At 32.0% G+C, this 21,410-nt stretch carries 20 protein-coding genes; 13 read left to right on the top strand and 7 right to left on the bottom strand.

Annotated elements, in window-relative coordinates; genetic code table 11:
• Window positions 1-2 precede the first annotated feature (2 nt).
• Together RC62_RS20950 and RC62_RS20945 are read right to left on the bottom strand one after the other, a co-directional pair.
• Complete coding sequence (locus tag RC62_RS20950) at window positions 3-1,514, bottom strand: FMN-binding glutamate synthase family protein (RefSeq protein WP_055098284.1); 1,512 nt, start codon at window positions 1,512-1,514, stop codon at window positions 3-5.
• A gap of 34 nt (window positions 1,515-1,548) precedes the next feature.
• Window positions 1,549-2,331 (bottom strand): NYN domain-containing protein, encoded by a 783-nt coding sequence (locus RC62_RS20945; protein ID WP_055098283.1) that lies wholly within the window; start codon window positions 2,329-2,331, stop codon window positions 1,549-1,551.
• A gap of 201 nt (window positions 2,332-2,532) precedes the next feature.
• On the opposite strand from RC62_RS20945, the gene RC62_RS20940 reads away from it, so the two are divergent.
• From RC62_RS20940 to RC62_RS20925, 4 genes are all read left to right on the top strand, one after another.
• Entirely contained in the window at window positions 2,533-2,982 is a 450-nt protein-coding gene (locus tag RC62_RS20940) for an RrF2 family transcriptional regulator (RefSeq protein WP_055098282.1), read from the top strand.
• Between the two features lie 24 nt (window positions 2,983-3,006).
• Complete coding sequence (gene azu, locus RC62_RS20935) at window positions 3,007-3,519, top strand: azurin (protein ID WP_055098281.1); 513 nt, start codon at window positions 3,007-3,009, stop codon at window positions 3,517-3,519.
• A 110-nt stretch (window positions 3,520-3,629) separates the two neighbouring features.
• Window positions 3,630-4,352: an iron-sulfur cluster repair di-iron protein gene (gene ric / locus RC62_RS20930; protein ID WP_055098280.1), complete on the top strand. Its 723-nt coding sequence runs from the start codon at window positions 3,630-3,632 to the stop codon at window positions 4,350-4,352.
• Between the two features lie 82 nt (window positions 4,353-4,434).
• Window positions 4,435-5,673, top strand: a complete 1,239-nt coding sequence (locus tag RC62_RS20925; RefSeq protein WP_055098279.1) for a hypothetical protein — start codon at window positions 4,435-4,437, stop codon at window positions 5,671-5,673.
• Window positions 5,674-5,706: 33 nt separating this feature from the next.
• Here RC62_RS20925 and RC62_RS20920 read toward each other — a convergent pair whose 3' ends face one another.
• Genes RC62_RS20920 through nirK form a run of 3 tightly spaced genes read right to left on the bottom strand, consistent with a single transcriptional unit; the run spans window position 5,707 to window position 8,536 of the window.
• Window positions 5,707-6,303 (bottom strand): SCO family protein, encoded by a 597-nt coding sequence (locus tag RC62_RS20920; protein WP_055098278.1) that lies wholly within the window; start codon window positions 6,301-6,303, stop codon window positions 5,707-5,709.
• Window positions 6,304-6,320: 17 nt separating this feature from the next.
• Window positions 6,321-7,091: a formylglycine-generating enzyme family protein gene (locus tag RC62_RS20915; RefSeq protein WP_055098277.1), complete on the bottom strand. Its 771-nt coding sequence runs from the start codon at window positions 7,089-7,091 to the stop codon at window positions 6,321-6,323.
• 11 nt (window positions 7,092-7,102) lie between these two features.
• Complete coding sequence (nirK, locus tag RC62_RS20910) at window positions 7,103-8,536, bottom strand: copper-containing nitrite reductase (protein WP_055098276.1); 1,434 nt, start codon at window positions 8,534-8,536, stop codon at window positions 7,103-7,105.
• Window positions 8,537-8,829: 293 nt separating this feature from the next.
• Here nirK and RC62_RS20905 point away from each other — a divergent pair, with 293 nt between their 5' ends.
• Together RC62_RS20905 and RC62_RS20900 are read left to right on the top strand one after the other, a co-directional pair.
• On the top strand, window positions 8,830-10,092 hold the full coding sequence (locus RC62_RS20905) for an aminotransferase class I/II-fold pyridoxal phosphate-dependent enzyme (RefSeq protein ID WP_029269056.1): 1,263 nt from the start codon (window positions 8,830-8,832) through the stop codon (window positions 10,090-10,092).
• A 119-nt stretch (window positions 10,093-10,211) separates the two neighbouring features.
• Window positions 10,212-10,691: a hypothetical protein gene (locus RC62_RS20900; protein WP_055098275.1), complete on the top strand. Its 480-nt coding sequence runs from the start codon at window positions 10,212-10,214 to the stop codon at window positions 10,689-10,691.
• 85 nt (window positions 10,692-10,776) lie between these two features.
• Here the strand turns inward: RC62_RS20900 and RC62_RS20895 are convergent, their stop codons facing one another.
• Together RC62_RS20895 and RC62_RS20890 are read right to left on the bottom strand one after the other, a co-directional pair.
• Entirely contained in the window at window positions 10,777-11,895 is a 1,119-nt protein-coding gene (locus tag RC62_RS20895; protein WP_055098274.1) for a hypothetical protein, read from the bottom strand.
• 51 nt (window positions 11,896-11,946) lie between these two features.
• Complete coding sequence (locus RC62_RS20890) at window positions 11,947-12,924, bottom strand: transporter (RefSeq protein WP_055098273.1); 978 nt, start codon at window positions 12,922-12,924, stop codon at window positions 11,947-11,949.
• 125 nt (window positions 12,925-13,049) lie between these two features.
• Between RC62_RS20890 and RC62_RS20885 the strand changes: the two genes are divergently transcribed.
• The 7 genes from RC62_RS20885 (at window position 13,050) to RC62_RS20855 (ending at window position 21,408) form a co-directional block, all read left to right on the top strand.
• On the top strand, window positions 13,050-13,334 hold the full coding sequence (locus tag RC62_RS20885; protein ID WP_055098272.1) for a DUF4834 family protein: 285 nt from the start codon (window positions 13,050-13,052) through the stop codon (window positions 13,332-13,334).
• Window positions 13,335-13,385: 51 nt separating this feature from the next.
• A complete protein-coding gene (locus RC62_RS20880; protein WP_055098271.1) occupies window positions 13,386-15,824 on the top strand; it encodes a YfhO family protein in 2,439 nt (812 codons plus the stop codon).
• A 278-nt stretch (window positions 15,825-16,102) separates the two neighbouring features.
• Window positions 16,103-16,267, top strand: a complete 165-nt coding sequence (locus tag RC62_RS23025) for a hypothetical protein (protein WP_167343873.1) — start codon at window positions 16,103-16,105, stop codon at window positions 16,265-16,267.
• A 50-nt stretch (window positions 16,268-16,317) separates the two neighbouring features.
• On the top strand, window positions 16,318-17,607 hold the full coding sequence (locus RC62_RS20870) for a glycosyltransferase family 4 protein (RefSeq protein ID WP_055098269.1): 1,290 nt from the start codon (window positions 16,318-16,320) through the stop codon (window positions 17,605-17,607).
• 46 nt (window positions 17,608-17,653) lie between these two features.
• Window positions 17,654-19,123, top strand: coding sequence for a polysaccharide biosynthesis C-terminal domain-containing protein (locus RC62_RS20865; protein WP_055098268.1), 1,470 nt, complete (start codon window positions 17,654-17,656; stop codon window positions 19,121-19,123).
• 95 nt (window positions 19,124-19,218) lie between these two features.
• Window positions 19,219-20,871 carry a mechanosensitive ion channel family protein gene (locus RC62_RS20860; RefSeq protein ID WP_055098267.1) on the top strand — a complete coding sequence of 551 codons (1,653 nt, stop codon included), beginning with the start codon at window positions 19,219-19,221 and terminating at the stop codon, window positions 20,869-20,871.
• A 237-nt stretch (window positions 20,872-21,108) separates the two neighbouring features.
• Window positions 21,109-21,408, top strand: a complete 300-nt coding sequence (locus RC62_RS20855; RefSeq protein WP_055098602.1) for a hypothetical protein — start codon at window positions 21,109-21,111, stop codon at window positions 21,406-21,408.
• Window positions 21,409-21,410: the final 2 nt, after the last annotated feature.

Below are 21,410 nucleotides of genomic sequence, written 5' to 3'. Positions count from 1 at the left end.
TTTTATCGTTTAGTTACATTTGTTAAAATATCAGGAAAATAGGAGTCGGATAAATTACCAAATTCGTCCCCACGCATAAAGATATTACTGTCTACATCAGCAAAGCTTTTTTTACCTGCTGCAGCTAAAAGTTCATTTGCAGAGTGTAAAGTATTTTTATGAAAATGATAAACACGATCTGATTTGTCAGTAACAACCAAACCTTTCATGAGCATTTTGTTTTGAGTTGCAACTCCGGTTGGACATTCGTTGTTATGACAGCGTAATGCCTGAATACAACCTAATGAAAACATAAAACCACGAGCGCTGTTACACATATCTGCACCCAGTGCGATAGCATGTAAAATCGAGTAACCGGATATAATTTTACCGCTGCCAATAATGCGTATTTTATCACGAATATTCAAACCTATTAAAGTTTTGTTTACAAAAATCAAAGCAGGTTCAAAAGGCATTCCAACACCATCAGCAAATTCTAAAGGTGCTGCTCCGGTTCCCCCTTCGGCACCATCGATAGTTATAAAATCCGGATAAATATCTTCAGAGATCATTTCATGACAAATGGCTTCAAATTCAGCAGTATTACCAATACATAATTTAAACCCAATAGGTTTTCCATTTGATAACTGACGCAGTTGCGCAATAAAATGAATAAGTCCTTTAATGTCTGAAAAAGCACGGTGTCCCGGGGGAGAAAGAATCATTGTATGTGGTTCAACACCTCTTATTTTTGCAATTTGTTCCGTATTTTTAGCAGCCGGAAGTACACCTCCATGACCTGGTTTTGCTCCTTGTGAAAGTTTAATTTCGATCATTTTGACATTTGGAAGATTCGCTTTTTCTGAGAATTTTTCAGGGCTGAAATTTCCTTCAGCATCACGGCATCCAAAATAGCCTGTACCAATTTGCCAGGTAATGTCACCGCCACCTGCAAGATGAAATTCGGTTAATCCGCCTTCTCCCGTATTTTGATAGAAGTTTCCTTTTTTAGCACCAATATTTATAGCGCGGACGGCATTTTCGCTTAACGAACCAAAACTCATTGCTGAGACATTGAATAAAGAAGCTAAATAAGGCTGTTTGCAATCTTTTCCTCCTACCAATACACGAGGTAATTCTTCGTTTACTGTTGCGGGAAAAATAGAATGTTTTATTCCTTCGTAACTATCATGATTTAGGTTTTGCTGTGTTCCGAAAGGGGTGCTTGAATCTATGTTTTTTGCCCTTTGGTAAACTAATGAGCGTTGATTTCTTGAAAAAGGTCTTCCGTCCGTAGATCTTTCGATAAAATATTGTTGAATTTCAGGCGCAATCATTTCAAATAAATATCTGAAATAACCCAAAACAGGAAAGTTTCTTAAAATGGCATGCTTTTTTTGAAGGATATTATAGAACCCGACAACTAATAATATGGGAATAATAATAACGAGTAAAAAACCACGCTTAGTATAAAAGTAAATTGTAACAACGATTAGAAGCAATAAGAATCCGTATATGAAGAATTTTTTTCTCATGTTCGTAAAAAATTAAAATGTAATACTTTGATAGTTAATTGAATCGAAGGCGAACATACACATGTTTTATACCTTTTTTATCTGATTCTCTTTCGTCAATTTCAAGAATATCAGTTAGGGATTTTAACATTGGTGTAAGCTTGGAAAAGCCATAATTTCTTGGGTCAAATTCAGGTTTTTTCTTCACAATCAGGTTTCCTACGTCTCCTAAAAATGCCCATCCGTCATCGTCTTCAATGTCTTCAATTGTGGCTTCTATCAAATCAATGGTTTGTTTGTCTATTTTATGCAATGCTTTTTCAGCAGGTTTTTCAACAGGTTTTTTAGCATCGGTTGCTGCAGTTGTTTTTGGCTTTTTCTTTTGGATTGCTCCATCTAAAACCTCAATATAAATGAATCTGTCGCAAGCAACGATAAAAGAATTGGGTGTTTTCTTTTCTCCAATACCAATTACTTTCATGCCGGATTCCCTTAGTCGGATAGCCAGACGAGTAAAGTCACTATCGCTTGATACGATACAAAATCCGTCAAGTTTTCCTGAATAGAGTAAATCCATAGCATCAATAATCAAGGCAGAATCTGATGAGTTTTTACCCACTGTGTAGCTATATTGCTGAATTGGAGTTATGGCATGTTCTAATAAAACGGCTTTCCATCCATTAGAATTTGGTTTTGTCCAATCAGCATAAATACGTTTAGTGGTTGGCGTTCCAAATTTTGTTATCTCTTCCATCATACCTTTTACATTACTGTAAGGTACATTATCGGCATCAATAAGAACAGCAAGTTTTAGATCTTTAGAGTTGCTTAAAGGCATTTTTTAGGTTTTACAAAATTATATTCTACCAAAGGTAAAACTAAAATTGGTTTTAAATTCACTTGATATATAATTTCATGTTTTTTAAGATTTAAATTATTCTCGTTATAAATAAGGAATTTATCCATAAAAATTAATTAAGGATAAATTTGTCTTTTAATATGTGTTTGTATACATTTGTAAAGAATTTAATCCATTATTATGTTTTCAAAAGCTTGCGAATATGGTATTCGGGCCTCCATATTTATTGCCGCTAATTCGTCTAAAGGAATTAGGGTAGGAATAAAAGATGTAGCAAAAGAAATTGATTCTCCAGAACCCTTTACGGCCAAAATAATGCAGATTTTAACTAAAAGCAATATTATAGGTTCGGCAAAAGGAGTAGGAGGTGGATTCGAAATTTCTACAGAATCCTTAAAGTCTATAAAATTAATTAATATCGTTGATGCCATCGATGGAGATACTATTTATAAAGGCTGCGGAATAGGATTAAAAGAATGCTCTGAAGTGCATCCTTGTCCTGTGCACAATGAATTTAAAAAAATACGGGAATTACTCGTGGCGATGTTAACCAATACCTCGCTCGAAGAACTGGCTTTAAGCGTAAAATCAGGAGATTTTCATTTGAAAATATTGAATAAAAGCGAATAAATATTATAATTTAAATACGTAGAAATGAACAAAAAAGTTAAAATTTCGGCTATTGTACTATTAGGAATGTTAGCAATAACTTCATGTGGAAAAAAAGAGACAGCAACTGAGTCATCAGAAATTAATCAGACAGAAGATTCTGAATCACAAGCAGAAGCCGTTAGTAATGATTTGGTTATTGAAGGAAATGATCAGATGCAGTTTAATAAAGCAGAATTAAGAGCTACTGCCGGACAACCTATTACCTTAACCCTAAAACATGTTGGTAAGATACCAAAGGAAGCAATGGGGCATAATCTGGTTATTTTGCAAGAAGGCACTGATGAAGCTGCTTTTGCTGCAAAAGCTATTACTGCCAAAGAAACAGATTATATTCCGGCTTCTGAAAAAGCTTCGATTATAGCACATACTAAATTACTGGGAGGCGGAGAAGAGGATACCATTGAATTTACAATTGATAAAAAAGGGACATATAATTTTTTATGTACTTTTCCCGGGCACGTAGCCATGATGAAAGGTGTCTTAATTGTTGAATAAATAAATCAACCCTAATACTGTTTGAAGGTTAGGGTTTTTTAATAAATCAATAAAAGATAAAATTATCTTTTATTTAAAATAGATAATATAGTAATGATAAATTTAATAAAATGGAAAATTTAAAAGATAAAACAATTGGCTCGTTTGTAGCAAAAGATTTTAGAACTGCTGCAGTATTTACAAAATATCAAATTGATTTTTGCTGCAAAGGAAACAGAAGTCTTACCGAAGTATGCGAAAAACAAAATATTGATTCAGATGTTTTGGTGCAAAACCTAATCGATGTTTTAGAATCTGAAAACAATAACGGAACAGATTTTAATTCATGGCCATTAGATTTACTGGTCGATTATATCGAAAAAACACATCATCGTTATGTTGAAGATAAATCAGTAATCCTGAAACAGTTTTTAGACAAGCTTTGCAAAGTACATGGAGAAGCTCATCCTGAATTGTTTAGAATAAATGAGCTTTTTACTGAAGGTGCAGGAGAATTGGCGCAACACATGAAAAAAGAGGAATTAATTTTGTTTCCTTTCATCAAAAGAATGGTAAAAACTAAAGAAGAAAATGGAGTCCTGACTCAGCCTTCTTTTGGTAATGTATCTAACCCAATTGCTATGATGATGCAGGAACACGATAATGAAGGAGAACGTTTTAGGGAAATTGCCAGCATAACCAATAACTATACACCGCCAAGTGATGGATGTACTACTTATAAGGTAACATTTGCCATGCTAAAAGAATTTGAAGAAGATTTGCATAAACACATTCATCTTGAAAATAATATTCTGTTTAATAAAGCGGTTGTTCTGGAAGAAGAATTTGCTTAAAAACAATAATAACTTAGAATAGATGCACTAACTAAATCATGATAAAAATTGATTGTGGTTAGTGCATTTTTACTTAAAACAAATGAGAGATATATTTAAAATAAACACAATTACAAGTTGGATATTATGCTGTTTTTTTAATTTTTTAATAGCTGCAATTATGGGGTTGTTAATGCGATTTGTAACACTATTTCATTTTAGCAATATAAAGTATAGTTTTTTGCTTCATGCACATTCACATGTGGCAATGTTAGGATGGGTTTACATGACAATTTATGCTTTAATCGTTCATTTATTTATCCCAAAGGATAAAAGCTGTAAACCTATTTATAATCAATTATTCTGGATAACTGAATTCACTGTTGTTGGAATGATGATTTCATTTCCTGTTCAGGGATATGCTTTTTTTTCGATTGTATTTTCAACAGTACATATTTTATTGAGTTATGTTTTTTGCAAATTGGTATGGAAAGATAGTTTCAGGGAGAAAACACCTGAAAAAAAACTTTTATCAGCTGCAATTTTATTTCTCGTTTTTTCAACTTTAGGAGTCTGGTGTTTAGGACCGGCAATAAATATGCTGGGAAAACAAAATGCATTTTATCAAATTGCAATTCAATTCTTTTTGCATTTTCAGTTTAACGGATGGTTCTTATTTGCTGTTTTTGCTCTGTTCTTAAAACAAGCTAAAGTAAATCCGGACAAAGAGAGTTTTAATAAATTCTTTGTTTTATTAATACTATCAACATTTTTAACGGTTGCGCTTCCAATAAGTTGGTATGTTAAAAACGAAATGCTAAAATGGATTAATATTTTTGGCGTTTTTTTACAAATTACTGCTTTTATGTATTTCTATAAAATATTGAAACCTTATGTGTTGTATTCTAAAACTGACTTAAATATAAGAATAAAAGGAATTTATGGTTTAGTTTTGTTTTCCTTAGTCTTTAAAATAGTTATTCAATTATTAAACGTAATGCCTGATCTTGCTGAAGTTTCTCATCAAATCAGAAATCTAGTAATTGGGTTTATTCACTTAACTGCGCTTGGCATCATTACAGGAATTTTATTTGGAGTATTAATCGAAAATAAAATTCTGGATAATAAATCTAAAATTCTGGGTTACGGAATTAAAACTTTTGCTCTGGGATATATTATGAATGAACTTTTACTTTTTCTTCAGGGTATATTTTTTTATTCAGGCAAAGGAAAGCTTTTCGGATATTTTGAAGGAGTATTTATTGCCGGAATTTTGATTGTTGTGAGTATAATATTGATTATAATTTCAATTTTAAATAAAAAACAAGAGTCAATTTATTAAAATCTTCTCTTGTTTCTGAACTAATTATCCTGTTTAAAATTTTTTAGCTTCCTGATTTATTGTTTCAACTGTTTTTTCATTATTTACTGCCAGACCTTCCTGCTGGTATATTAATTCTCCATCAGGATTAAAGACACTTATAATATTAGAATGAGAGAATTCCATAGGAGATATTTGTTTGTAATTAACAGCCAAAATTGCTGCAAATTCTCTGGTGTTTTCTTCTGTAGAACGCAATAGAATCCATGGATCGTGATTGAGCTTATTCGCTATTGCAAATGATTTCAATTTCTGCGGTGTATCCGTTACAGGATCAATACTGACCAAAATAAGCTTTACATTTTTTTTAGTTTCATTATCCAGTTTTTCCTCAATTGCCCTCATATCTGCTACTAATCTGGGACACGCTGCTTTACATGAAGTATAAATCATTACCATAACAAGAACTTTTCCTTTTAAGCTCTTTAGTTCAATATTTTTGCCTTCCTGATTGGTCCATTTTGAAGGAAGATTGTAAATTGATAAATCGGTAATTGGTTTTTCTTTTGATGTAGTGGCAGTAGTTTTTGGTTCTTTACAACTTTGAAGATTCAAAGCGATTATAAAAATTGCCAGTATTATTTTTTTCATTTTAGATAATTTAAAAATTATTTTCTTGTGGTGCTTGCACATCTAAATCCCAGATTTCTTGTAGAATATTGCGCTTTAAGACTGCTTCTAAAAGCATAACGCATAAAAGCGGCATAATTCATTAAGTCTGTAGCGTTTACAGATGCTCCGCCACAAAACAGGTTTTTATCTTCACTTTTATCCTTTCTGGATTCTCCGGATAAAAAAATGCTGTTATAATCAGCTGTCCATTCCCAGACTAAACCGTGCATATCATAAACTCCCCAGTGATTTTTGAAAGTTTTCCCAATCGAATTTTCATAGGTTTTGGATTTTTCATACCATGATAAAATGTATTTATTGAATTCTGTTTTACTTCTGGCATCAATTTTCTTTTCATCTGCCATCGCAACGTATTCCCATTCGTCAATGGTTGGCAATCGTTTTCCCTGACATTCGCAATATTTTTTAGCTGCAAACCACGAAATGCTGGTAACTGGTGTTTTCGGATTTATATTTCCAAAATCAAAATCGCTTTCCCAATAAGAAAGATAGCTTTTGTCTGCAAAAATCCCTTTTATTTTAGATTTGCTAAAACCTGGATTCTTTTTTAAGAAGATTAAAAAATCATCATTTGTTATGGGATAGATATCTATAAAAAACGTTTTTACGACTACTGGTTTTTTGTCAGTAGATCCATAAAGAGGGACAAAAGATCCCTCTTGTATTTGAACCATTTTATTTTGTTGTGCGTTGATAAATCCTTTCTGAATGAAGAAGAGTATAGCTATTAAAATAACTTTATACATAATAATTGATATTATCGCAGCGATTTTACCATTTCTGGTGTTACTACTGTTTTGTTATTTCCCCAACTGTTATATATATAAGTCATAACATTGGCAATTTCATCATCAGATAAATTTTGACTCGGCATTATGTTATTGAATTTTTGACCATTTACTGTAATTTCACCTGTTAAGCCATGCAATATTGTTTTAATTGCCCTTTTTGAATCTGCATTTAGATAATCTGATTTTGCAAGAGGCGGAAAGCTATTCGGAATTCCTTGTCCTTGAGATTGATGACAGGCAAAACAAGTTGTTTCGAAAATTTCTTTACCAATTTTTATTTTTTCTGCTACAGTTCTTTTTGGCATAATTGTTTTTGAAGATTCGGTAACAGGCATATTTTGGATTGTTCCTCCTTCGGGTAAATAAATTCCTTCCTGAATTGTTCCGGAATAAATATTTTTGTTTTCAGCACCTTCGACTTTCAGGATTCCCAAAGCACCTTTATTGAATGCTCTAAAAATCGAGTGATCAACCAAAATGAAATTGCCAGGTGTTTCTACTTTAAAATCTACAATTGCAGCACCTCCGGCAGGAATTAAGGTAGTTTGAACATTTTTATTGATAAGCGCACCTCCTTCGACGTGAACATTATCAAATATTTCTCCAATTACATGAAATGAGGACACCAGGTTTGGACCACCGTTTCCAACAAATAAACGAACCGTTTCTCCCACTTTTGCAGTAAGTTCATTTCCGTTTGTAAGAGAACCTACTTTTCCGTTAAAAACGACATAATCAGGAGTTTCTTTAACTGCCTTATTCATATCAAAAGGCTGAAGACCCTTTGCGCCATATTCGCCTTGTGTATAAAAGTCGCCCTGCATTACATAATATTCTTTGTCAACAGAAGGTAATCCGCCTTCCGGTTCAACCAGAATTAAACCGTACATTCCGTTTGCAATATGCATTCCAACAGGTGCAGTTGCACAATGGTAAACATATAAGCCGGGATTAATTACCTTAAAGCTAAATACTTTTTCGTGGCCAGGCGCTACTAATGAAGATGTTGCACCGCCACCTGGACCTGTAACAGCATGGAGATCGATATTGTGAGGAAGTTTATTCTCAGGATGATTTTTTAAGTGAAATTCGACTTCATCTCCAACTCTTGTTCTGATAAAACTTCCGGGAACAGAGCCTCCAAATGTCCAGTATGTATAGCGTACACCATCTGTCATTGTTCCTTCCTGCTCCTTAATTTCCATGTTTACTTTTAGCTTCATTGCCGTTCTGTTTCCTACTGGTTTAGGTACCAGTGGAGGAGATGTGAGTTCAGCTTGCATTTCGCCCTCAGTTTTAAGCTCGGAATAATTGGTTATTTCTTTTTTACAAGACACTGATAAGAGTAAAAAAAGAACAAATAGAGAGGCTTTGATTTTGATAATATGCTTCTTTTTCATAATAAATGGTTTTTATTTTAGTTTTTGAATCTGAAGTAAATTTAAAAGACAGTTTTATCTTTTATTATGATAAAAGTCATCTTTTCCCCTTTTTGTGATTAATTTTATTCAATTTTACTCTGTGTATTTGATAGTTCTTCGTGTTAAATACGGTGACTTTATGAAATAAAAATGCCAGAATACTGGGATTCAGAATATTTTTCAATAAAAATAAATGGCTGACTCTATTTTAGAATAATAATCATTATTTTTGCACCCTGTATAAAATAAAATTATTACTTCAAGATATATTTATGGTAAAAGATTTATTCGAAAGAATTCAGAACAATAAAGGACCATTAGGAAAATGGGCTTCACAAGCTGAGGGATATTTTGTATTCCCAAAATTAGAAGGAGAACTTGGTCCAAGAATGCAATTTGGTGGAAAAAATATTTTAAACTGGAGTTTGAATGACTATTTAGGACTTGCAAATCATCCTGAGGTTCGTCAGGCCGATATTGATGCTGCAACTCAATTTGGAGCTGCTTACCCAATGGGAGCGCGAATGATGTCAGGTCATACAAAATACCACGAACAATTAGAAAACGAATTAGCTGAGTTTGTAATGAAACCGGCAGCATATTTATTAAATTTTGGATATCAGGGAATGGTATCTACTATTGATGCTTTAGTTACTAAAAATGACATTATTGTTTACGATGTAGATTCTCACGCTTGTATTATCGATGGTGTTCGTTTGCATATGGGTAAACGTTTTACTTACAAGCATAATGATCTTGAAAGTATGGAAAAAAACCTTCAGCGTGCTACGAAAATGGCAACGGAAACTGGTGGTGGAATTCTTTTTATTACTGAAGGTGTTTTTGGAATGCGAGGACAACAAGGTAAATTAAAAGAAATTGTAGCTTTAAAAGAAAAATATAATTTCCGTTTGTTAGTAGATGATGCACATGGTTTTGGTACACTTGGTAAAACAGGTGCCGGAGCAGGTGAAGAGCAGGGAGTTCAGGACGGTATCGATGTTTATTTTTCTACTTTTGCAAAATCAATGGCCAATATTGGGGCTTTTGTTGCTGCTGATAAAGACATTATAGATTACCTGAAATATAATTTACGTTCTCAAATGTTTGCAAAAGCATTACCAATGATTCAGACAATTGGTTCATTGAAGCGTTTAGAGTTATTGCGTAATCACCCTGAATTGAAAGATAAACTTTGGGAAAACGTAAATGCATTACAAAACGGATTGCGTTCAAGAAACTTTAATATTGGTGATACAAATACTTGTGTAACACCAGTTTATTTAGAAGGAAGTGTTCCTGAAGCAATGGTAATGGTAAATGATTTAAGAGAAAATTACGGTATTTTCTTGTCTATTGTAATTTATCCGGTAATTCCAAAAGGAATTATTTTGTTAAGAATGATACCAACAACATCACATACCTTAGCTGATATTGATGAAACGTTAGTGGCATTTGAAGCCATTCGTGAAAAATTGGAAAATGGTACTTATAAAGAAATTGCAAGCAGAACTAAAGTAGATTTAGACGCTTAATTTCTAAAAAAAAATAGATTCTCAATATGGGAATTATGTAAAAAAATCCATTCGTTATGCGAATGGATTTTTTTTATTTAAAGTAATTTTATATCAACTAATTATAAAAACAAAAGAACATGAAGAAAATACTAGCCTTTACAATTATTACTTTAAGTGTTTTTGCTTCTTGTAAAAAAGATCAAGTTGCAGAACCAGTAGAAATTACACCAAAAGCGCCAAAAGAAGCTCAAATCGTTGAGCCATCAGGAGATCAATGTTATGCATCTACTGGTACTGATAAAATTGAACTGAGTTACAATGTAAACTCGCACCAGGAAGTAAATGGAAAATTAAGCTATAATATAGCGGGGAAGGATAGAAATGAAGGAACTTTGATAGGAAATATGAAAGGTGATACTTTAATTGCTGATTACACCTTTATGTCTGAAGGAGTTTCATCTATTAGAGAAGTTGCTTTTATTGAAAGAGAAGGAATTCTTTATGAAGGATATGGAGATGTTGTAGAAGCAAATGGTAAAGTTTCTTTTAAAGATAAAAAACTGCTGAAATTTGATCAAAAAAATACATTAACAAAAGTTGATTGTAAAGCAGAATAAGAATACGTTTTATGTTTTACTATCATTTATTAAAAAATCCATTCTTTGGGGAGAATGGATTTTTTAGTTTTATTGATCATTTAGATTAAAGATATTTAAGATATGTTTTTCTTTGGCAATGGATTTTTGGGTCAAAGTTTTTCCACAATAAATGGATAGCCGTATTTTCTGCCAATTCAGGAGTTCTAATACAAGTCTGAATTCCTTTTTCTGAGAAAGTTTTAAAATACTCGTCAAAAATAATAGCCGTAACTCCTTTGTTTTGATAATCCGGATGCACTCCGATGAGGTAAAAAACAACATCTTTGCTCTTTTTTCTGGCTCTTAATAAATGAAGAAATCCAAAAGGAAAAAGTTTGCCTTTTGCTTTTTGCAATGCCTCAGAAAAACTTGGCATTACGATACTAAAAGCAATTAATTTATCATCTTTATCAACCACAAACTTGATGTATTCAGGATTTATAAAACTGATGTATTTCTTTTTAAAATATTCTTTCTGAACATCTGAAATTGCTACAAATGAAGCTAATTTGGCATAGGATTCATTAAACAAATCAAACATTTTGTCCACATGTGGCATGATGTCTTTTGTTTTAGTGAATGTAAGCGATTTTAAGCCATATCTCTTTTTGATTAGTTCCTGTGCTTTAAGGAAAAATTCAGGTTTAACATTCGAGAAAGGAAAAACACTTTCGATATATTCCTTCTCTACCTGAAAACCTAACTGTTCAAAATGAGTAACATAATAAGGATTGTTATACCATGTAATCATAGTTCCCATTTGGTCATAACCTTCTGTAAGTACACCAACTTTATCTAAATTAGAAAATCCCATTGGACCTTCAACATGTTCAAGATTGTTTTGTCTGCCCAGCTCATATACTTTCTCTAAAAGTGCTTTTGTTACTTCGATATCGTCAATGACATCAAACCACCCAAAACGAACTTTTCTTTTATGCTGGTTATTTACTTCAGACCAATTAATAATTGCCGTAATTCTGCCTACAATTTTATTGTCTTTATAAGCCACATAAAAATAGGCTTCAGCATTATCAAAGGCGGGATTTTTTGTTTTATCAAACGATTCAAGTTCATCTGCTATAATAGGAGGAACCCAATACGGATTGTCTTTATAGAGTGAAAATGGGAATTTGATATATTCGGTTAATTCCTTTTTTGTTTTGGCTTCTTTAATTGTAATCATCAAGCTTCTTTATAAATATATCTCTTTATTTAGAGAGGTTGTTATTAATTATTATTCGTATTTAGATTTACGTTTACGTTCTTTTTCCTGATAATCGATTTCTCTTTGTTCCATCTTATTATCTTTATTCTTTTTTGCTTTTTCTTTGCCCTTAAATTCCATTTGTTTCTCTTTATAACTTCCGTCATAACGCCATGAAACTCCAACTCCACCATAAAATATAGAAGGTGTATTTTTAAAGTTGGTACTTAAAGAGGCATCAACCTGAAGATTAGGATTGATTAAATAAGCCGCTCCGCCACGAACAATGGCATCACTGTAAAAATCGCTTTTGTAGCCTTGATTTTCAACAAATCCAGACCACTTATCATTAAATCCGTGCGTTAAAGTTAAAACATAACCATAACTAGGATAGTCTGTTGTGATATAATCGGCAATGATATTTGTTACAAAAACCCATTTTCCACCACCAAAGAGATTCTGTGTAATCAACATTACTTTAGGAGAAATGCTGGATTCAGGAGAGAATGCATATGGATTATCGGCACCAACAAAATTTGCTCCGGCAAAAACGGATACAGCAGGGATTAATTCATGCCAGTTAAAACTATGGTTGGCTTTATAGCTGTAAATATTAGCTTCTTTTTTGTAGTTTTTATAGGGATCGTAGATTAAATATTTAGCTCCAAGAACGGTTTGTCTAAAGTTGTTCTTTTTGTAACTTGTATAGGGTGTATCGAAATTTTCCATTTGATATTGCAAATCAAGGACAAACTCCAGTTTCTCCAAAAATGCACCATAACGTAGTGTTAAATCAGTACCAAAACCACTTCCGTCATAATCTAATAAATCGTGTTTTTCTTTTATACCATAAACACCAAGCTCTGCCTGAATAACTGATTTTCCAACTGCATATGCTGACATTGTTTCGCCTGGACGATTGGAGTTGATGACATCAGTATACTGTGCGAAAAAAAATTGAGGAACTAAACAAAGAGCTGTAATAAAAAAGTTTTTATTTTTTAACATAAATGTTTTTTTTGATTAAAAAGTAATAACGCATTTCAAATGTACTATATTTTATTATTTATTTAAGATTGATATTTTAATTTTAAACAATTGATTTATTAATTTTGGAAAAAAATTATATGATCATGCAAGAAGCATCTTTTACAAATTTGTTTAAAACGATAATGTGGATTATTGCGTTTTATTATATTTTTAAATTTTTAGCCAAAATCTTTTTGCCGGTATTAGTAAAAAAAGCCGTTGAGAAAGCTGGGGAGAATTTTCAGAGACAACAACAATATACTCAGGATAATACATGGCAAAAAACGCGTACAAATAATGATGAAATCATTATAAATACCGCTAATGCAAAAAATCCCCGCGAAACCAAAAAGGTAGGCGATTATGTTGATTACGAAGAAATAGATTAAGTTTGTGACCTAGAGTTACAGGATTCATCATTTAACCCAAACCAGCCTAAATTGAAAATAGTAAATAAGTTCTATCCGCATGCCCTTGTTATATTGGGCTTTATTCTCGTTTCTTTAATTTATTTTTATCCTGTATTACAAGGAAAACAAATTTTCCAGTCGGATATTGCTCAATATACCGGAATGGCAAAAGAACAGAATGATTTTAGAGCTACAGAGCATTCTGAGCCATATTGGACAAATTCAGCGTTTGGTGGTATGCCAACCTATCAATTAGGGGCAAATTATCCTAACGATTATGTAGGTAAAATAGACGATGCATTACGTTTTTTACCTCGTCCGGCGGATTATCTGTTTTTATATTTCTTAGGTTTCTACGGATTATTATTAGTTTTAAAAACAGATCCCTTAAAAGCTTTTATTGGTGCAATTGCCTTTGGTTTTTCTACCTATTTAATTATTATTCTGGGTGTTGGTCATAACGCAAAAGCACATGCAATTGCTTATATGCCACTCGTTATTGCCGGTTTTATACTGGTGTTTCAAAAAAAATATATTTGGGGAGGTTTGCTCACCATGTTTGCGGTTGCGTTAGAAATTAATGCAAACCACTTTCAAATGACCTATTATCTATTGATTTTCTTATTGATACTTTCGGGTTATTTTGCTTTTAATTTCATTAAAGATAAAGAATACAAACCTTTGTTAACCGCTATAGGTGTTTTGGCTGTAGCCGGAATTTTTGCTATTGGAGCCAATGCTACTAATTTAATGGCAACCAGTGAGTATGCTAAATTTAGTACACGTAGCAATAGTGAACTGACTTTTAATCCTGACGGATCTAAAAAGGTAAATGAAAATGCTTTAAGCCGTGAATATATTACAGAATACAGTTATGGAATTCCGGAAAGTTTTAACTTAATTGCTCCAAGGCTTTTTGGAGGTTCAAATCATGAAAATGTTGGAACTGATAGCCGTATGTACGCGTTTATGCTGGAACAGGGAGTACCCTCAGAGCAAGCACAGGATTTTGTATCCGGAATGCCAACTTATTGGGGAGATCAGCCTATTGTTGCCGCTCCTGCATATATTGGAGTTGTAGTTTTCTTTTTAGGAGTTTTAGCATTGTTTATAGATGATAGAAAAATAAAATATGTATTTCTTTCAGGTGCATTGGTTGCATTAGTGCTTTCATGGGGAAAAAACTTTTCATTATTGACAGATTTCTTTATTGATTATGTACCTATGTATGATAAGTTCAGAGCAGTTTCATCTATTCAGGTTATTCTTGAATTGTGTTTTCCTGTTTTGGCTATTATGGGATTACAATCTTTTTTTAAAGCAAAGGATGAACCAAAATTACAACAGAAAGCACTTATACAAACAGGTGTTTTTGGTATAGGGATAATCATAATTTTAGTATTTGCTAAAAGCATGTTTCATTTTACAGGAAGCAGTGATAATTATTTCTTAGACAGCTACGGACCTGCTTTTGTTGATGCATTAAAAGAAGACAGAATGACTTTATATTCTGCAGATTTATTGCGTTCAGGCTTTTTTATAGTGTTGACTTTTGGAATTCTATGGTTATTTATTAAAAACAAACTGGCTCAAAATACAACTTTAATCATTGTTGGGATTTTAATGATTTTCGATTTGTTTTTTGTTGATAAAAAATATGTTTCTGCTAAGGATTTCGTGAGTCCGGTACAAATTGCATCTCCGTTCCAGGAGACACCATCTGATGCACAGATATTAAAAGATACAACTCATTACAGGGTTTTTGAAGTAAGCGGAAATATGTCAAGCGCACGTGCTTCTTACTTCCATCATTCTCTTGGTGGATATCATGCTGCAAAACCAAGAAGAATACAACAGTTATTTGACTACCAGATTGCAAAAAATAATATGGAAGTTCTAGATATGTTAAATGTAAAATACATCATCCAAACGGATAAAGAAGGCAAAGAATTCCCAACGGTAAACCCAAATACAAACGGAAATGCCTGGTTTGTAAGTACCGTAACATTGGTTAATAAACCAGACGATGTCATGAAAGCTTTAGATCATATTGATACTAAAAAAGTGGCCGTTTTCAATGTTCGTGAACATGAAGGGAAATTTAAAAGCGCCCGTTTAAAGAAACAATGGGACACAACCGGAACTATTAAAGTAGTACAATATAAACCTAATTATATCAAGTATAAAACTGATAATAAAAAAGATGGTTTAGCCGTGTTTTCTGAGATTTATTATAAAAATGGCTGGAATGCTTATGTTGATGGTAAATTAACGAATCATTTCCCCGTTGATTATGTTTTAAGAGCAATGGAAGTTCCGGGAGGAACACATACTATTGAGTTTAAATTTGAACCTCAGGTGGTAAAAACCGGAAGCACTATAACTTTGGCCAGTTCAATAGGTATGTTATTCCTTTTGATTGGAGGAATTTATTTTGAAAGAAAGAAGTCTGGTGAACAGTCTCGGTAATCAGTCTCAGTTTTAAGAATGTTTTCGAAAATTACTAAAGTTGTTCTTTTTATCTTATTAGACTTTGCGGTATTTATTTTCTGCGGAGTATATATGATGGGATATGATGATTTTTATGAGGAAAGCCAAGGCGAATATTTTAGTTTGTCAAGTATGGAAACCAAATTTAAAATTGTCTGGATTTTTTTTAATTTTTGGAACATTCTAAATGTTATTTTTTTTGTATATATTTTATTTAGATTATATAGGAAATTTAGTTTGAAATAATTTAGTTCAAAATGAGTATAAATATTACAAATCCAGAGATTGTTGAACAAAACAGGATCGATAAAATGAAATTAAAATCATTAGTTTATCTTGAAAGATTAGAATGTTTAATGATTCTTATTGAAGTTTCTTATACATTACGTACTGTAAATAGAATTTCTTTCATAAAAAGATAATTTGAATAATAAGTTCTAAAATAAACTTTTAAACCATTAACGATTTTTCCTTGGAACAAAAAAAACTCTTAATCATTACTTATTATTTTCCGCCGGCTGGAGGACCTGGTGTACAACGTTGGTTGAAATTTGTAAAGTATTTACCTGAATTTGGTGTTCAGCCTATTATTTATGTTCCGGAAAATCCAACTTATCCTATAATTGATGAAGGATTGGTGAGTCAAATTTCTGATAAGGTTATTATTCTCAAAAATAAAATTTGGGAGCCATATCAATTGGCATCCATTTTTTCAAAAAATAAAACTAAAAAAATAAGTTCAGGAATTTTTCCTCACAAGAAAAAACAGACTTTTTTAGATAAAACCTTTTTATGGGTTCGCGGAAATCTTTTTATTCCTGATGCCCGTGTTTTTTGGGTAAAACCATCTGTGTCTTATCTTGAAAAATATATTAAGGAAAACAATATTGATACAATTGTCACTTCAGGGCCGCCACATAGTTTGCATTTAATAGGTTTGGAGCTAAAAGAGAAGCTAGGCGTAAAATGGTTTGCTGATTTCCGCGATCCCTGGACCACAATAGGATATCATAAAGCATTACGTTTATCCGGTTATGCTGCAAAAAAGCATAAAAGTTTAGAACATAAAGTATTAAATACTGCAGATACTATTATTGTAACGAGTAAAACGACTAAAGTAGAATTTCAGGCGATTACCAATAAACCCATTTCGGTAATTACAAATGGTTATGATATCGAAAATGTAGAGAAACAAACCCTGGACACTAAATTTACTCTGGCACATATTGGCTCATTTTTATCCGATAGAAATCCTAAATTTTTATGGGAGTCTTTAGTTGAGTTGCTTCATGAAATACCTGATTTTAAATCTCATCTGGAAATTAAGCTCATAGGTGCAGTAAGTCAGGAAGTTTTAGATTCTATTACAGCATTTGATTTAAAAGATTATTTAAATCTTCTAGGATATGTTTCGCATCATGAAGCAATTGCACATCAAAAAAAATCTCAGGTTTTACTTCTTATAGAGATAAATTCTGAAGATACTAAAAGTATTATTCCGGGTAAATTGTTTGAATATATGGTCTCAAATCGCCCAATAATTGCTATTGGCCCTGTTGGATCTGATTTTGCAGATATTGTAGCAGAAACAAATACAGGAGTATTTTTTGATTATTCTGAAAAAGGGAAGTTAAAAAGTGTAATTTTGGACTTTTATAATCAATTTTTGGAAGGGAAATTACAATCTCATGGGGTTGGTTTACAACAATATTCAAGAAAAAGCCTAACCAAGCAATTGGCACAATTGATTAGTGAATCATAAGATTGCAATAATCTAAAAATCATAATCTAAAATCTAAAATCCAAACATGGGTATTGTTTTAAATCAGTCTTTCAAAAATACAATTATTACCTATATTGGTTTCGCTATTGGAGCCATTAATACACTTTATTTATATCCCATTTACCTGGGTGCAACGTATTATGCATTAACAAATTACATTCTTTCGGCTGCAAATGTTATTATGCCCCTGTTTGCCATAGGAATGCAAAATACACTGGTCAAATTTTATTCTCAATATAAAACTGAAGAAGAAAGGGAGCAGTTTTTATCCTTTACAGCATTATTTCCTATTCTAATGTGTATTCCTTTAGGTATTATTGGAATCTTTTTCTTTGATGATATAACAGCATTTGTAACGAAGAAAAACCCTGTTGTAAAAGAATTTATGTTTTTGATTCCGTTTGTGGGAATTTGTATGGCATATTTTGAGATTTTCTATGCATGGGCAAGAGTTCATATGCATTCTGTTTTTGGAAATTTTATAAAAGAGGTTGGTCTAAGACTCGTTTCGACTATAGCTTTGGTAGGTTTGTATTTTCATTGGATGAGCCTTATTCAGTTTGTTTATTTTACGGCAGGAATTTATTTTGTAGCATTTTTAGTTACCATGTTTTATGCCTTTTACATCAAGAAACCTAATTTTCAGATCACCATACCGGAGAATGTAAAGAGTGTTATGGAATATACTTTTTTTATTATTCTTTCAGGGAGTGTTGCCAATTTACTTTTAGATGGAGATAAATTGATACTTAACCAGTATATGGAAATTGAAAATATAGCCTATTATTCCGTGGCAACTTATATTGCTTTGGTTATTTCAGTTCCAAGTCGTGCAATGCATCAAATCGTGTATCCAATTACAGCTAAATTAATGCACGAAAATAAACATGATGAACTGAATATTTTATATAAAAAGACATCAATAAATCTTCAAATTGTAGGTGGTTTTGTAATGTTGTGTATTTTCGTGAACATTAATCAGCTTTACGAAATAGTTCCCAAAGATTACAGAGGAGGTATTCCGGTTGTTTTTATGATTGGTCTGTCAAAATATTTTGATTTGATTTTAGGAAATAACAATGCGATCATTTTTAATACTAAATATTACCGCACAGTATTATTTTTAGGATTAGGATTAGTTGTCCTGACATTTGTTTTAAATATAATTTTCATACCACACTTTGGTATTATGGGGTCTGCATTTGCTACGTTGTTATCCATTACTTTTTATAGTTTGGCTAAACTGCTTTTTGTAGTAAAAAAACTTGACTTGTATCCGTTTACAATACAAAATTTATATTCTTTGGGAGTTACGACCGTTCTGTTTTTAGTGTTCTATTTTTGGGAATTCCCGGTTTATCCATTAATTGGTATTGCTTTAAAATCTATTTTGGTTACGATTGTGTACCTATACCTAAATTACAAGTTTAATATTTCTCCGGATATTAATAAAGTAATCGATATGCTTTTAAGAAAAGCAGGGATCAAAATTTAGTACGATTTTATTGAGAAAACCTAAAGTAATTTAAATTCGAATCTATTTTGTTTTTATATTTGTTAGCAAGATAAACCACTTATAGCTAACAGAATATGAAAAAGATATTAATTTGTTTTTTAACGTTTTTCATTGTTTTGTTTTCGTCATCTGTTTTTGCCCAAAAAGACAGTCTGCAAACGTCAAAGACAGTTGTTACTGAATTAAAACAAAAAAGATATCCTGTAAGCCCTTTTAAGGATACGCTTTTTTATGTGTACAATAAAGTTGGTTCCTTCTCTGCAGAAAACAGGGCAAAAGCCATTACCGAAAAAATTAGAAAACTCTACGAAGATTCTTTTTTTGAAAAAGATTCTATTGCAGTTGTTCCTTCAGACATTTCTCAGGATATTGTGTATAAGAATGATTTCGTTATTATGTCTATTCTGGAAGTTGATGCAAAAGCAGAAAATAATACAGCTGATTTTATCGCCAGACGCAATTTAAACCTGATTAAAAAAGCAATTATTTATCAAAATCAAAACTATTCAATGCTTCCTAAAAGACTTGGATATACAGCATTGCTTATTTTAATTATTGGGTTGATTTTATATTTTGTCGGTAAGATCTTTAACAGGATTCGTCTCCACATTCTAAAAAACAGCGATAAATATTTTAAAGGTTTTAATTATAACAATATCAATATTCTTTCGCCACAAAAGCAGCAATCCTTGCTTATGCGATTGTACAGCTTTATAAAAGGTGTTACCCTGATTTTGATAGTTTATCTTTCGTTGCCATTGTTGTTTAGTATTTTTCCGGCTACAGAGGTATATACAACAACATTATTACGATGGATTCTTGCTCCGGCAAAACTTGCCATCATGGGATTTGTAGATTTTTTGCCCAGTTTGGTCACAATTGTCGTTATCATCTTCATTTTTAAATACACGATAAAGATTATCAAGTTCTTTTTTGATGAAATTAAAAAAGAAAATATAAAAATTGATGGTTTTTACAGCGATTGGGCAATGCCAACATTCAATATTATTCGTTTTTTATTACTGGCATTTATGTTAGTAATTATATTTCCTTATTTGCCCGGTTCAGATTCACCAATTTTCAAAGGAGTTTCTGTATTCGTTGGAATCCTTTTTTCATTAGGTTCATCAAATGCAATTGCGAATATGGTTGCCGGATTAGTGATTACATACATGCGTCCGTTTAAGATTGGTGATTTTATAAAAATAGGAGACGTAAGTGGAGAAGTTATCGAAAAAACAGCTTTAGTTACGCGAATCAGAACGCCAAAATTTGAAGATATAACAATACCCAATGCAACTGTTTTGTCAAGCACTTCAACAAATTATTCTTCGAATACAAAACAGGTTAATAATGGTTTATTAATTCATACGACCGTTACTATTGGTTATGATGTACCGTGGAAAGATATTCATAAAGCCTTAATAGATGCAGCGCTAAAAACAGAAATGACAGAGCCAACTCCGCCACCTTTTGTTTTGCAAACGAGTCTGGACGATTTTTATGTTTCTTATCAAATTAATGTATATACCAAGTATCCCACAAAGCAACCATTGATTTATTCTTCTTTACATCAAAATATTCAGGATTCGTTTAATGCAGCCGGAATCGAAATAATGTCTCCGCATTATAACGCATTGCGTGATGGAAATACAACTACAATTCCTGAGAGTTATCTAAAAAAAGATTATGAAGCCCCTTCTTTTAATATCAATAAAAAAGAGTAATCTTTTGATAATGTGCTATTAATCTTAAAAATTAACAGTGAATTATTTTGAAGTTAATTTTATAAAAATTAACTTTAACTGAGAATTTGGCAACACTTTGGTTTTTAAGATAAAAAATATCTTAGATAAGATAATAAAATCAGACATTTTGCTGTTCTTAAGATAGTAATACTTTTTACGAAATATAAATTTGTAAAATAATTGTAGTAGTATTTTGATTAATTTTAATGAATGATTATGAAAAAGAATGGACTGAGTCAGGAGCAGAGCTTACAAGTATTTTCTAATATGATATCAAACAAAGTTCATAACGGATTTACATTAGAAGAAAGAAATGATGAATTCCTTTTTGCGGTCCTGTCCAAAGGCGGAAAAGTGGTCAATCATGGTTTGAATTTTATCATTTTTTGTTTAACATTAGGTCTGTGGTCATTTGCATGGCTTTATCTAACAATCGAAGCCTCAAGACAAAAAAAAGTACTAGTTGCAATTGATGAGGATGGTTTACCTTTTGAAGAGAGATGCTTAGTAGCATAAGA

This window comes from Flavobacterium aquidurense (genome assembly GCF_001404985.1).
Lineage (GTDB): Bacteria > Bacteroidota > Bacteroidia > Flavobacteriales > Flavobacteriaceae > Flavobacterium > Flavobacterium aquidurense_B.
Note: the sequence above shows the minus strand (reverse complement) of the source record. Positions and strands in the feature narration are given on the sequence as shown.

Coding starts and splice junctions, on each gene's coding strand:
- RC62_RS20900 (WP_055098275.1), top strand. CDS start 10,212: ATGAAGAAAATACTAGCCTTTACAATTATTACTTTAAGTGTTTTTGCT.
- RC62_RS20950 (WP_055098284.1), bottom strand. CDS start 1,514: ATGAGAAAAAAATTCTTCATATACGGATTCTTATTGCTTCTAATCGTT.
- RC62_RS23025 (WP_167343873.1), top strand. CDS start 16,103: ATGAGTATAAATATTACAAATCCAGAGATTGTTGAACAAAACAGGATC.
- RC62_RS20940 (WP_055098282.1), top strand. CDS start 2,533: ATGTTTTCAAAAGCTTGCGAATATGGTATTCGGGCCTCCATATTTATT.
- RC62_RS20915 (WP_055098277.1), bottom strand. CDS start 7,091: ATGTATAAAGTTATTTTAATAGCTATACTCTTCTTCATTCAGAAAGGA.
- RC62_RS20860 (WP_055098267.1), top strand. CDS start 19,219: ATGAAAAAGATATTAATTTGTTTTTTAACGTTTTTCATTGTTTTGTTT.
- RC62_RS20920 (WP_055098278.1), bottom strand. CDS start 6,303: ATGAAAAAAATAATACTGGCAATTTTTATAATCGCTTTGAATCTTCAA.
- ric (WP_055098280.1), top strand. CDS start 3,630: ATGGAAAATTTAAAAGATAAAACAATTGGCTCGTTTGTAGCAAAAGAT.
- nirK (WP_055098276.1), bottom strand. CDS start 8,536: ATGAAAAAGAAGCATATTATCAAAATCAAAGCCTCTCTATTTGTTCTT.
- azu (WP_055098281.1), top strand. CDS start 3,007: ATGAACAAAAAAGTTAAAATTTCGGCTATTGTACTATTAGGAATGTTA.
- RC62_RS20855 (WP_055098602.1), top strand. CDS start 21,109: ATGAAAAAGAATGGACTGAGTCAGGAGCAGAGCTTACAAGTATTTTCT.
- RC62_RS20885 (WP_055098272.1), top strand. CDS start 13,050: ATGCAAGAAGCATCTTTTACAAATTTGTTTAAAACGATAATGTGGATT.
- RC62_RS20945 (WP_055098283.1), bottom strand. CDS start 2,331: ATGCCTTTAAGCAACTCTAAAGATCTAAAACTTGCTGTTCTTATTGAT.
- RC62_RS20890 (WP_055098273.1), bottom strand. CDS start 12,924: ATGTTAAAAAATAAAAACTTTTTTATTACAGCTCTTTGTTTAGTTCCT.
- RC62_RS20865 (WP_055098268.1), top strand. CDS start 17,654: ATGGGTATTGTTTTAAATCAGTCTTTCAAAAATACAATTATTACCTAT.
- RC62_RS20905 (WP_029269056.1), top strand. CDS start 8,830: ATGGTAAAAGATTTATTCGAAAGAATTCAGAACAATAAAGGACCATTA.
- RC62_RS20895 (WP_055098274.1), bottom strand. CDS start 11,895: ATGATTACAATTAAAGAAGCCAAAACAAAAAAGGAATTAACCGAATAT.
- RC62_RS20925 (WP_055098279.1), top strand. CDS start 4,435: ATGAGAGATATATTTAAAATAAACACAATTACAAGTTGGATATTATGC.